The organism is Variovorax fucosicus (assembly GCF_030316825.1).
In the GTDB taxonomy this organism is placed as follows: domain Bacteria; phylum Pseudomonadota; class Gammaproteobacteria; order Burkholderiales; family Burkholderiaceae_C; genus Variovorax; species Variovorax fucosicus.
This window is the reverse complement of the sequence record NZ_JASZYU010000001.1, coordinates 1,762,346-1,774,363: the sequence shown is the minus strand read 5'-3', so window position 1 is coordinate 1,774,363 and position 12,018 is coordinate 1,762,346. Positions and strand designations below refer to the sequence as shown.

At 65.3% G+C, this 12,018-nt stretch carries 14 protein-coding genes; 11 read left to right on the top strand and 3 right to left on the bottom strand.

Going from position 1 to position 12,018, the window contains the following annotated elements; translation table 11 throughout:
- Positions 1-6: 6 nt before the first annotated feature.
- A complete protein-coding gene (locus QTI05_RS08415) occupies positions 7-531 on the top strand; it encodes a hypothetical protein (RefSeq protein WP_286623881.1) in 525 nt (174 codons plus the stop codon).
- On the opposite strand, the gene QTI05_RS08410 is transcribed toward QTI05_RS08415, so the two are convergent.
- A complete protein-coding gene (locus tag QTI05_RS08410) occupies positions 522-851 on the bottom strand; it encodes a hypothetical protein (protein ID WP_286623879.1) in 330 nt (109 codons plus the stop codon). The genes QTI05_RS08415 and QTI05_RS08410 overlap by 10 nt on opposite strands.
- A 225-nt stretch (positions 852-1,076) precedes the next feature.
- On the opposite strand from QTI05_RS08410, the gene QTI05_RS08405 reads away from it, so the two are divergent.
- The 8 genes from QTI05_RS08405 (at position 1,077) to QTI05_RS08370 (ending at position 7,618) form a co-directional block, all read left to right on the top strand.
- Positions 1,077-1,817 (top strand): response regulator transcription factor, encoded by a 741-nt coding sequence (locus QTI05_RS08405; protein ID WP_286623877.1) that lies wholly within the window; start codon positions 1,077-1,079, stop codon positions 1,815-1,817.
- Positions 1,814-3,055 (top strand): FecR family protein, encoded by a 1,242-nt coding sequence (locus tag QTI05_RS08400; protein WP_286623875.1) that lies wholly within the window; start codon positions 1,814-1,816, stop codon positions 3,053-3,055. Before QTI05_RS08405 ends, QTI05_RS08400 begins: the two co-directional genes overlap by 4 nt.
- Before the next feature lie 2 nt (positions 3,056-3,057).
- On the top strand, positions 3,058-5,469 hold the full coding sequence (locus QTI05_RS08395; RefSeq protein WP_286623873.1) for a CHASE2 domain-containing protein: 2,412 nt from the start codon (positions 3,058-3,060) through the stop codon (positions 5,467-5,469).
- Positions 5,470-5,608: 139 nt separating this feature from the next.
- Positions 5,609-6,133 (top strand): hypothetical protein, encoded by a 525-nt coding sequence (locus QTI05_RS08390; RefSeq protein WP_286623872.1) that lies wholly within the window; start codon positions 5,609-5,611, stop codon positions 6,131-6,133.
- A gap of 37 nt (positions 6,134-6,170) precedes the next feature.
- A complete protein-coding gene (locus QTI05_RS08385; protein WP_286540806.1) occupies positions 6,171-6,611 on the top strand; it encodes a DUF4019 domain-containing protein in 441 nt (146 codons plus the stop codon).
- A gap of 109 nt (positions 6,612-6,720) precedes the next feature.
- Positions 6,721-7,029, top strand: coding sequence for a hypothetical protein (locus tag QTI05_RS08380; protein WP_286540807.1), 309 nt, complete (start codon positions 6,721-6,723; stop codon positions 7,027-7,029).
- Positions 7,026-7,355, top strand: coding sequence for a hypothetical protein (locus tag QTI05_RS08375; protein WP_286540809.1), 330 nt, complete (start codon positions 7,026-7,028; stop codon positions 7,353-7,355). Before QTI05_RS08380 ends, QTI05_RS08375 begins: the two co-directional genes overlap by 4 nt.
- 38 nt (positions 7,356-7,393) lie before the next feature.
- A complete protein-coding gene (locus tag QTI05_RS08370) occupies positions 7,394-7,618 on the top strand; it encodes a general secretion pathway protein GspL (protein ID WP_286623869.1) in 225 nt (74 codons plus the stop codon).
- Positions 7,619-7,646: 28 nt separating this feature from the next.
- Here the strand turns inward: QTI05_RS08370 and QTI05_RS08365 are convergent, their stop codons facing one another.
- Positions 7,647-8,378, bottom strand: coding sequence for a GntR family transcriptional regulator (locus QTI05_RS08365; RefSeq protein WP_286623868.1), 732 nt, complete (start codon positions 8,376-8,378; stop codon positions 7,647-7,649).
- 274 nt (positions 8,379-8,652) lie between these two features.
- Here QTI05_RS08365 and QTI05_RS08360 point away from each other — a divergent pair, with 274 nt between their 5' ends.
- Both QTI05_RS08360 and QTI05_RS08355 read left to right on the top strand, forming a co-directional pair.
- The gene (locus QTI05_RS08360) at positions 8,653-10,140 is read left to right on the top strand and encodes an NCS1 family nucleobase:cation symporter-1 (RefSeq protein WP_286623866.1); all 1,488 of its coding nucleotides are present in this window, start codon (positions 8,653-8,655) and stop codon (positions 10,138-10,140) included.
- A gap of 132 nt (positions 10,141-10,272) precedes the next feature.
- The gene (locus tag QTI05_RS08355; protein WP_286623864.1) at positions 10,273-11,391 is read left to right on the top strand and encodes a serine hydrolase domain-containing protein; all 1,119 of its coding nucleotides are present in this window, start codon (positions 10,273-10,275) and stop codon (positions 11,389-11,391) included.
- Between the two features lie 9 nt (positions 11,392-11,400).
- On the opposite strand, the gene QTI05_RS08350 is transcribed toward QTI05_RS08355, so the two are convergent.
- On the bottom strand, positions 11,401-11,988 hold the full coding sequence (locus tag QTI05_RS08350; protein ID WP_286623862.1) for a hypothetical protein: 588 nt from the start codon (positions 11,986-11,988) through the stop codon (positions 11,401-11,403).
- Positions 11,989-12,018 lie beyond the last annotated feature (30 nt).

Here is a 12,018-nt window from a genome sequence, read left to right as displayed (position 1 = left end):
CGGGCAATGTGTCGTCGGGCCGGCTTCGCAGGCTTTGCAGCCCTCGCCGCGCTGGCGGGGGTGGCTGCGTATGCGCAGCAGGGCGCACCGGCCGGCCCGAATGCCAACACGCTGGATCAGCTCGCCCGCACCGCGGGGGTTCAGAAGTGCGCGCAGGCCGCCACCGCAGTGAGCCCATTCATGACGGGCTTCGGCGCGGAACACGGGGCATTGCTCATGGCGCACCCGGTGGCGCCGGATGCCGCGATGTTCGGCGCCACCATCGAACGAACCACCGAGCACGGGCCGAGCCTGGTCAGCGCCTGGTTCGCGCCCACCCCGCGCGGCAACTGCGACGTGGGCTACGACCTGATCGACGTGTGGCCCAAGGCCTGCCAGGACGTGGCGCGCGAAGTGTTCAACCATGCGGTTCCGTTGGTCGGGGTCGGCCGCAGCATCGGCGTTCTCGCGCTCGGCCCGACCCATCACGTCTACCTGATCGGCACACCAGCCGGCTGCGTCAGCATCCGCAAGGAAGTGCTCTACCCATGAAGCTCAGGCAGATGGTCACGCACGGGTTCCTGCAATTCATACCCGCACCGCGCGATGGCCCGCAGCATCCAGCCGTGTTCGGCGCGCAGGCCGCGCACGCCGTGCGCACGCAGCGCTTGCGCGTCCTGGAACGCGACAGGCATGTGGCCGAGCCGGTTGACCACGCTGCTCACGCGGCGGCGGGAACGCCGATTGGAGTCGACGATGGCCACGCACCGCTCGGCGTGCGCCCGCGATGCCAGACCCATGTTCAAGCCGCTGTCCATCGTCGCCCTTTGCTCGTGCGGCATCTGCAACTCGCTCCCGTTTTTGAGTTGCATTCCGTTGGGGCTGCATGGTGCCGTGGGCCTGTCGTGCGGCGAGCCGTTGGCAAGAATTCACCAGATTCCACGGCGACAACCCATCCAGATGCGGCACTACCGCACACGCCGCGTTTCTCACTCCGCGCCTCAACCGTTCTTGTCGAGATGCGTCGGATTTCGATGCTCGACACAGCGGCACCCTCGCGCAAACCCCGTTCTTGACTCCCTATAGCGGCCTCCACCATGCGCATCGCCATCCTCGAAGACGAACCCACCCAGATGAGCCATTTCATCAACACCATCGAGCGTCAGTTGACGGTGGGCGACGAGCCGGTGGTATGTGTGCCCTTCGATCAGGGCGAGGATTTGCGCCGCGCGCTGCGTCGCGAAACCTTCGACCTGCTGGTGCTCGACTGGAACGTGCCCGATCTGGATGGGGTCGAACTGCTCCAATGGCTGCGGCAAATGCAGGAAGGCTCTGTGCCGGTGATCATCCTGAGCGCGCGTGCCTCGGAGCGCGACGTGGCAGGCGCACTCGGCGCCGGCGCCGACGACTACGTGGCCAAGCCTTTTCGTCCCCTGGAACTTGCGGCACGCATCCGCCGCCTCCTGGGGCGGCAGCAGCCGGCCGTGGCAGCACCGGTGGAGCGTTTCGGTGCCTGGGCATTCGATCGGGCTTCGTCCAGCGTCAAAGTGGAAGCCCACGATCAGGCCCCCGGGTGGCAGCAGGTGCTGACCGACAGCGAGTACCGCCTCGCACTGGCGCTGTTCCGCAATCTCGGCAGGCCGGTGTCGCGCGCCTACCTGGTGGAGTGCATCGGCCAGAACGGCGAAGGGCCCACCCGCGCGCTTGACACCCACATCTACCGGGTGCGCACCAAGCTCGGCCTGTACGCTTCGCACGGGGTGCGGCTGCAGACGGTGTACGGCCTGGGCTATCGACTGGAACTGGTGGCCGAGGCGAACCCCAAGGAGTCCTCATGAGCTTGAGGCTCAATGACGCGCTGACCCTCGCCTTGGCCCTTGTGCTGACCGGCGCAGTGCAGGCGCAAGGAACCCACGTGGTGCGGCCCGGCGAGACGCTGTGGGACATTTCGCGCCAGCACATGAACACGCCGCTGCGCTGGCCCGAACTGCAGCGCGACAACGCGGTGCCGCTACCGCGGAAGCTGCAACCCGGGCGGGTGCTGCAGCTTGGCGGTGCGGTAGCCGCCGTGCGAGAGCTTGAGGGCATGGCATGGATCAAGCGCGGCAACGATGCGCCGCGCGCACTGCTGGTGGGGACCGCGGTGCAGGCCGACGACGTGCTCATCACCGACCGCGACGCATTTCTCAGCCTGGAGCTGGCCGACGGCAGCCGCGTGGTCGTGCCTTCGAGCAGCGCGCTGCAGGTGCTCGTCGCGAATGGGCGCGTGACGCGGCTTGAGCTGCTGAGCGGGCGGGTCGAAGCGCACGTCCAAAAGCAGAACGGCCGGGAGTTCGAGATACGCAATCGCACTTCGGGGCTCGGCGTGAGGGGCACGCATTTCCGTGCACGCGATGAAGACGGCGTCACGGCCGCCGAGGTGATCGAAGGGGCGGTGGCGGTTTCAAGCAACGGCCAACCCGTGCTGGTGCTGGCGGCCGCGAGCGGCACGCGGCTCGACGGTGCCGACGCACTGAAGGCACAACCGCTGTTGCCGCCGCCGCAGCGGGCAACGGACACATCCGGCGCCGAGGTGGCAGCAGTGCCCATCGAAGGGGCCCGAAGCTACCGGTTGCAACTGGCGCGCGACGAGCGCTTTCTGCAGATCGTGCACGAGGCGCGTTCGGCGCAAGGCAGGTTCACGCTGCCGAATGAGCTGGACGCCGGCTTCTACCACCTGCGGCTGACCGCCCTCGACCCGCAGCAGATCGAAGGGATGCCCGGCGACAGCACGATCTACGTGCCCGGCGGCATGCCGCGCAGCAGTGTGCTGCGCATGAGCGACGGCCGCTACGAGATCCGTTGGCCGGCACGCCCGGGACAGCGCTACCTCTTCGAACTGGCGCGCACGCCGGCTTTCGCACCGCCGCTGGTGAGCGAGCCCGTCGTGTACGGTGGCGGCGTGGTCGTGGGGCCGCTCGATACGCCTGGGCCTTACCACTGGCGCAGTCGCGCACTGACGCCGGGCACCGATGCACCGGGCGGCGTCCAGGAAGGCAGCTTCGAAGTGCCTGCCCAGGCGCCCCGGAGTCCTTGAGCGTGAGACGGCGTAGCTGGCGCTTTCTTGCGGAATGGCTGCTCATGGCGCTGTTGTTGCCGCCACTGCTGTGGTGGCTGCAAAGTGCGCCCGGGCTGTCGCAGGCCGATCTGGCGCTGTACGACTGGGCAATCGCCCACAGACGACCCGATCCCTCGCTCGACGTGCTGGTGGTGGGCATCGATGAGCGCAGCCTGAACGCGCTGGGCCCCTGGCCATGGCCGCGCAGCGTGCATGCCCGGCTGTTGGAGCAGCTGGCATTGCAGGCACCGCAGGCCGTCTTGCTCGACCTGTTTCTGGATTCGCCTTCCCAGTACCCCGACGACGACCAGCGCCTGGCAAGGGCGCTGGCGCAAGTGCCGGTGTACCTCCCGTTGCGCTATGTCAGCCCCGCAGAAGCCGGAACCGGCGAAATACCCCACTTCGAGGAACCCTTGCCCATGTTCGCCCACAACGCCAGGGCGGTCGGTCACGCGCTCCTTACCACCGATGCGGACGGCGTCACACGGCGAATGAACCTGAGCGAAGGCACGCCCGGCGCAATGAAGCCCTATGTGGGTTGGCAAATGGCAAACGCGTTGGCGGGGAGCGCGGCGCCTGCGCTAGCCGTCGCTGCGCCAGCAACGCCGGAGCGCGACGGCTGGCAGGCGCAGGGGTCCTTCGGCATACCGTTCGCCGGACCCGCCGGCACCTGGCGCACCGTCTCTTACGCGAGCGTGCTGCGTGGCGAGGTGCCGCCGGAGTTGCTGCGCGGCAAGCTGGTGCTCATTGGAGCGCTCGCGAATGCCAGGTTGGGCGACGAGCTGGCGGTGGCCGGTGCCGGGCCGGTGATGCAGTTTTCCGGCATCGAACTGCATGCCAATGCCATCGAGGCGCTGCGGCATGGCCGCACCGTGACTTTTGCCGACGGAGCTGGGCTGCTGCTGTGGACGACGCTGCCGGTCTGGCTCGCGTTGGCGCTGTTCCTGTGGGCAGCGCGGCACGCATGGGCATTTGCATTTGGGCTGGGTGCAGCCTGCCTCGTGGTGAGTCTGGGCCTGCTCTGGCGCCAGCACCTGTGGCTGCCGCCTGCGGCGCCCTTGCTCGGCATCGCGCTGGTTTACTTTCTCTGGAGCTGGCGCCGGCTCGACGCGCTGCTCCGCTTCTTCCGCGAACGCGTGGCAGCGCTGAATGCCGTTCCGGCCGGCGCCTTCGAACCCGAACCCCGGGCGCCCGCGCAAGCCTGGGACAGCGTGGAAGCACAGACGCAGGCGCTGGACGGCGCCATCGACCGCATCGCCCGGATGCAGGCGCTGCTTGCAACCGGGCTCTGGCAAATGCCGGTGGCGGTGCTGGTCTGCAGCGACGCCGGCACGATCGTCCAGAGCAATGCTGCCGCCCGCTCACTGCTGCTCGCGGGGTTGCCCAGTGGATCTTTCGCGGACGACCCGTTGCGTGGCAGCACAGTGCGCGGAGTGCTTCAGCAAGCGACGTGCGAAAGCCCGCCCGCGCGGCTCGAGCCCAACGTGGCCGAGCATTGGTCGGATGAGTTGTACACGGAGCGCACGGCAATAACAGGCAAGGTGTTCCGGGGCCGCGCCGCGCCATTGGCCGACGCGCACGGCAGGGTAACGGCATGGATGGTGGTGCTGCGCGACCTCACAGACCAACGCCGCGCCGAGCGCGAGCGCGAGCAATGGTTGAGCTTCATGTCGCACGACATGCGCACGCCGCAGATCAACATCCTTGGCTTGCTGAACCTGCATGCCGGTGGCGCCAACGGCATGAATCCGGGCCGATTGACCGAAGGCGTGCGCCGCGAGGCTGAACGCTCCTTGGCGCTCGCCGACGGCTTCGTCGACTTGATTCAGGCACGCCTGCACACCTACCGCTTTGCCGAAATGCCCGCCGGCGCCGTGGCACTCGATGCGGTCGATCAGGTATGGGCCCATGCGATGGCAAGCGGCGTGGCGCTGACGACCCGCTTCGAAGCAGAAGACGCAATGCTCTGGGTCGACCTGGCGCTGCTGACCCGCGCCATCGTCAACCTGCTGCGCAATGCCATTCGCCACAGCGCGGCGGGCAGCACGATCGAGCTTTGCATCACCACCGATACCGACGCAAGGCCCGGCCGCGTGTTGCTCGCCATTCGCGATCAGGGCGAAGGCATGACATCACAGCAGATGCAATCGTTGCTGCAGCCGACTGAACCGGGCAGCCCGGCGGTCCCGTCCGCGGCTCCTGTACCGCCCGGCACCGCGCGCTCGCATGGCATCGGGCTGGCCATCGTGCGCGCCGTTGTCGAGCGGCACGGCGGACTGCTCAAGGGCTCCAGCGCGCGAGGCGTCGGAACGACGTTCGTGCTCGACCTGCCGCTGCATTTGCCCGCGGTGGCCGCAGTGGCCGCGATGGCCACGATGGCCGCCAAATTCTGATCCCCCGCCCGGCGCCGTATGTGCGGTATTAACGCTTTCAGTCGCCTGGCACACCAAAATTCTGAGCAATTCTCGCGAGCGGCCCGGTGGTCGCCACTGTTTCTTGCCCAATTGACAAGTCACACAGTTGAGCGCCCGCATGAATACGACACACGAACCTCCGAAGCGCCGGCACGCCGGCACCGCCACCGCCACAAAACCGAAGCCGGCCGAGTTTGTAGCCGTACTCGACCCGGTGCCCTTCAAGCGGGCGCGCACGCGCCGCCTGCTCGCAGGGCTGGGCCTGCCGACGCTGGGTTTCGATCGATCTGCCGAGTTGAGTGCCAAGCTCGCCGCGGGGCACCGCTTCACCATGCTCGTTCTGGCCTTTGAAGGCAGCATCGCCCGCGTACGCGTCGAACTGGAGCACCTGGTCGAATGCGTCGGGCCCGAGGTGCCGATCATGCTGTTGATAGACATTGAACAGGTCGACCTCGCGGCCGACGTGATGGGAAGCGACTACTACGACTTCCTGATGGCCCCGTTCTCCGAGGAAGAGCTCCTCACGCGGCTCGGCCTGCTGTATCTGAACTGGAGCCGCCAGGTCAACTTCGACCTTGCACGGCGAATGCAGGGGTTCATCGAAAGCCGGCACGGCGACGAAAACCAGCCTATGCCGCTGTAATCGTGGAAACAAGTCAACCAAAGGAACAGGGTCAATCATGAGAATCAATTTGAAGGCGGCGTGGCCATTGGCGCTCGCAATTTTCTGCAGCGCGGCATCCGCCCAGGACCTCGACCCGTCTGCATTGGTGAAGGCGGCGCAAGCCACCATCCAGAAGATCGACGAGGGTAGCCCCGCGGGCGTTTGGGAGGACATGTCCGGCGTGGTGAAACAACGCGTCACGCGCAAGGACTTCACCGAGGCAACCCTGCGCGCACGCCAGCCCTTGGGCACCCCGGGCACCCGTTACTGGGTTGCGATCTCGCGCCAGCGACTGGCAGCAGCCACGGAGTCAGTGCCGGCCGGCATGTACAGCACCGTCCAGTTCGAGACCCAGTTCCAGGGCAACAAGGCGGTGCGCGAACTGGTTTCGTTCCGACTCGACGAAGACAAGACATGGCGCGCGAGCGGGTACACCGTGCGCGGTGAAGCCCGCTGAGTCGGCAATGGGCAGGCGCCGAACGGCACGGTGATCTCGAACGTGGTGCCGGGCGGGCACGGCGACAGTCGGTGCCGTGGGTGTTCAGTTGATTCAGGGAGGGACGATCATGGAAAAGCAAAAACAATTCCGCGCGACGATGCTGGCAATGGCGCTGGTGGCCTTGCCGCCGCTTGTCGCCGCCATATGCGTGGTGGTGCTCGGGGGCTGCGCCAGCCCGAGCTACCCCATCACGCCGCAGGCGCACGCCAACGCAGCGCGGGAGAACCCGCCACCGCCGAAGGACGAAGACTTTCTCAAGCTCAGCCCGGCCAAGTGGGACTTCGTCGGCGGGCCCGTGGGCGACTGGCCGGGCTCCGCGCGTGGAAATCGAAGTGGTGGGTGGGCGCTAGCAGCAAGGCAGGCAAGAACTGTATGAGTGACCGTAGTCGCTACCTGATCCTCTTGCCCATCGCGTTGGCAGCCGGCTGCCAGATGCGCGGCGACGTGCGCCCGCTGTCGTCCGAGGTGCCGCGCCCCCCGGCCTTTGTCGCTGCGCCCGAGGCCTGCAGTGCTTCCCGGAGCCACTTCGCCTTGGCCCAGCGCATCAGCGCTCCGCTGCTGGAAGAACTGCGCCAGCGTACCGGCGCCCGGCGCGCCCGCACGCAGCCGGTCGATGGCCTCCAGAGCACCGAATACGATGCCGCGCGACTGACCGTGGACATCGAGCCGAACGGCCGCATCGTGGGCACGCGATGCGCGTAGGCGGCCACGAGCCGACCCGCCCTTCCGCAGGCGCCAGGTTGTACGCCTGGCGCCCGATCCTGCTCGGCGCGCTGATCGGCATGCTGATCGCGCAGGTGCTGGTCATGAAGTGGCTCGCCGAGGCCCAGGTTGAAGCAGGCATCGAACGCCAGGCGCGCGAGGCGGCCGCACGCGCGGCGCAAGCGCGCTGCTTCGAAGCCGCGACACACCGTACCAAAGACGCTTGCCGCGTTGGCCTCGCAACGGCCGACGGCGGGCGCTGATCGCGCCGGAGATTTATTTGATGCCGAGCTACGGCCTCTTGGCCCGTGGTCTGCGCTCCTTTCGAGCGTCGCCGGCTGCCTTGGGAGACATGACTCCAAAGATGGTTTTGAAGTCCAACTCCTCTTGCGTCGCGGGTTGTTGGATACCACGCTCAACATGATCCAGATGTTCCAGCATCAAACGCTCGGCGCGGCGCACATCACCGGATTCGATTGCTTCGACCAGCTTGGCATGCTCGTCTGGAGGGCAGGCGCTGGTGGCAAGGGAGTCGTACTGAGAAATTGCAAGGCTGGTGAGTGTGGCGAGGCGGCGGAGGTTATCTCCGAACATCTTGTTCTCTGTGATCAGCGCCATCCTGACGTGAAAATCACCCGTAAGACGTGCCAGCGTAGCCCGATCACCGGCCGCACGCGCACGGTCTTCGTCGTCGATGTGACTTCGCAGCACGACCACGGGCTGCCCCGCGAACTGGGTGGTCAATTGGGCAACGATGGCCCGTTCCAATGCCCGACGCATCTCGAATACATCCCTCAAGTCTCGGGGCGAAGGAGAGGCGACAAACGCGCCACGGTTGACGTGCAATTCCACCAGCATTTCCTGGCTCAGTCGAGCCAGGACCTCACGAATGCGAGCGCGGCCGGATTGAAACGCCTCGGCCAGCCGCTCCTCGTTGAGTTTTGTCCCGGGAAGCAAGCGCCGCTCACTGATCGCCGAGTAGATGCGTTCGTAGATTTCCTGGTTGCTGAGCGACGTCGTCATGAAGGTTTGCTGATGCGCATGGTTGATTCGATTATCTGTTGGCGCAAATCGATCGCCGCTGCGGATCGCACCAGTTTCGCGCCTCGGCCGCCCCATAGACAGGCGTTCTGCTCGATCTCGGTGACCAGCTGATTGCACTTTTTGCTGTCAAACTAGTCATGGTTTGCCGACAAAGCGAAAAGCACATTGCGTTCAATCTGGCCTGTTTATTGCAAGCACATCGGTTGCGACACCTGATCAGAGGGGTCGCCAACCAATCCTTCAAGGAGTCACCATGTCATCCAGCGCCAATGAAGTTCCGGTGATCGTCGTTACCGGCGCCCATCCGCAGCTCTACAACCACGACCTTGCGCCTGTGGCGCCCGAGGGCCGAACGTGGGGCACCTTCAGTCTGTTTGCGATGTGGATGTCCGACGTCCATTCGGTCGGCGGCTACACCTTCGCGGCGAGCTTGTTCTTCCTCGGACTCGCGGGCTGGCAAGTGCTGCTGTCGATGGTCGTGGGCATCACCATCGTGTACTACCTCATGAACCTGGTAGGCCGGCCGTCGCAGAAATACGGCGTGCCATTTCCGGTGTTTGCCCGGATGGCCTTTGGCGTGATGGGCGCGAACCTGGCGGCCATCGTGCGCGGCATCGTCGGCATCGTCTGGTACGGCGTGCAAACGTACTTTGCGTCCAAGGCAGTCGAGGTGCTGGTCATCACGCTCTTTCCGTCGGCGGCCGACCTCACGCACAACAACATGTTCGGTCTCTCGACCCTCGGCTGGGCCAGCTTCCTGTTCATGTGGTTTTTCCAGCTCGTCATCTTCCTGTCGGGCATGGAGTCGATTCGCAAATTCATCGATTTTTGTGGGCCGATCGTCTACATCGTGATGTTCGTACTGGCCGGATGGATGATCTCCAAGACAGGCCTGGACAGCTTCTCGATGCAGCTTTCGGACAAGAAGTACACGGGCATCGAGTCAATCGGCCTCATGGCCAATGCTGCGATGCTCATCGTGGCCTACTTCGCCGCGCTGCTCCTGAACTTCGGCGACTTCTCCCGCTTCGCCAAGAGTGACTCGGCCATGAAGCGCGGCAACTTCTGGGGCTTGCCAGTCAACTTCATCCTGTTCGCGATCATCACGGTGATCGTCACCGGCGGATCGATGAAGGTGTTCGGTGAAGCCATCATGGATCCGGTGCTGATTGTCGAGAAGATCAACAATCCCATAGCGACCATCGTCGGTTCCATCACCTTCATCGTCGCGACGATGGGCATCAACATCGTGGCCAACTTCGTCTCGCCGGCCTACGACATCGCCAACCTCGCGCCACAGAAGATCAACTTCAAAATGGGCGGCCTGATCACGTCCATCCTGTCGGTTCTGGTCTGCCCTTGGTTCTTCGTGTCCAGTGCCCATGCCATCACAGTCTTCGTGAGCATCTTCGGCGCCGTGCTCGGCCCGATGTTCGGGATCATGGTGGCCGACTACTACCTGGTGAAAAAGCAGACCATCGTGCTGGAAGACCTCTACACGCTGTCGCCCAAGGGCAGCCTGCACTTCGACGGCGGCTGGAACAGGAAAGCGCTGATCGCGCTGGCGTTGTCGGGCGCACTGTCGATCGGGCTGGCACTGGCCGGCGCGTTTGGGCTGATGTTCAACGTGGGTGACTGGGGATGGCTGATCGGCGCGAGCTCGGGCGCGATCCTCTATGTCTTGATCAACCGTGCGGGCGTTGCCGTGACGACAAGACCTGGATCAATCGCCACCTCGTAGTGCACCGGACCGTGCCGACGTAAAGGGAGTGGCTCAGGTAGCAAGAGACGAAGGACGCTTGGCGCATCGGCCTCGCGAGCGCTGACACCGGGCGCTAGCCTATATTCGGCCCTCGTTTATTGTTAGGGACGCATGACCTCAGCACTGCCCGCGAAACTGAAGAACATCGGCCACGCACTGATGCTGCTCTTCGTGCTCGGTTCGGTGCAAGGATGCAGCTCGCCCGAGCCGCTTGTCCGTGCAGCGGATGAACTCTCCGCGCCGCTGCCTTCGGCACAGCCCTCGGAGGTCGAAATGGATGGCGCGCTCCTGCGGCAGGCCGTCTCGGATCTGCCCCCGGAGAGCGAGCATGGCCTGCGGAGCATGCTGGTGATGCGTCGCGGAAAACTGGTTCTTGAAACCTACTGGAACGGACGCGATGGCAATGTCCAGCAAGACATCCGTTCTGCGACCAAGAGCGTCACTTCGCTTCTGCTCGGAATTGCCGTGGACAGAGGCCTCGTCAAGAGCGTGCAGGAACCCGTGCGCACTTATCTCGGCTCGATCTATCCCGAGAGCGCCTTGCTGAAGCAGGACGTCAAGGTGGAGCATCTGCTGACGATGCGCAGCGGCGCCGCGTGCAACGATCACGATGGGGGCTCCCCCGGCCAGGAAGACAAGATGTACCGCGAGCGGGACTGGGTTGGCTTCTTCCTGGCGTTGCCGATGGCAAACCCCGCAGGCGAAGCGGCGCACTACTGCACGGGCGGCGTGGTCGCTCTCGGCAGGATCCTCGCCGCTACCAGCAAGGCTTCCGTACCGGAGTTTGCCAACAATGCCTTGTTCGATCCGCTGGGCATCACGGGGGCACGCTGGAGCCGCTTCGACAATGGTCGGCAGACCGACACTGGTGGCCATCTCTTCCTGCGGCCGCAGGACATGCTCAGGATCGGCCAGCTCGTGCTGCAAGGAGGCGTGTGGAACGGGCGCCAGCTGGTGTCCCGCGCGTGGATCGAGCAGTCAACCCGTGAGCACACGCGAATCGACAACAGACGGCCGTACGGCTATCTCTGGTGGCCCCAGCCTGCGCCGTATCGAGGGCGTCAAGTCCGGGCGATCCTTGCGGATGGAAATGGAGGCCAGTACATCTTCGTGGTTCCCGAACTCGAACTCGTGGCCGTCTTCACCGGAGGAAACTACAACTCGAGAAAGGCGCAGCGGCCCTTCGAGATCATGAGCAAGTACATCCTGCCGGCCGTACAGGCCCCCTGACTGTCTCGCCTATCGCTTCTTCGGCAGCTGCCCCGTCGCACCAACAGGCGCCACGCCCGGCCCGGCAGCGGCGTTCTGCCAGCCATATTCGACATAGCGCCGGATGATCAGGCAGCCCGGCGGCGAATCGATCAGCGAGACCGACGAGGTCGGCTCCTTCTCATCGGTATAGACCGCGTAGTTGGGCAGCAGCCGCGTCATCTTGTAGTTCGCCAGCTCCTGCTGGCCGACGCTCGCACACGTAAAGGGCGCGACCGAAATGCGCTCGGCCGACACGGTGCAGGCGCCGCTGTCGTCGGGAATGGCGGTGATCGACGCAGCCACGCCGGCGTTCGGAAACTCCATGCCGACCAACGCGAACGTCGGCCCGGCATCGGGGCGCTTGCGATCCCAGTCGAGCAGCACGTCGTGGCTGCGGGCACCCTGCACGGTCAGCGTGGAAAGCCGCGTGATGGCGGGGAGGCAGCGCTTGATGCCCACGCTGGTGGCGGCGCGCGTCAGCGTGTCCTGCGGCGCCGCGGGGGGTGCCTGGGGAACCAGCACGCCCTGGGCGAGTGCTGTGCCGGCGGCTGCCCATGCGAGGGCAGCGGTCAGCATGCGAGGAAATCGTTGGGCCGGCCTCATCCC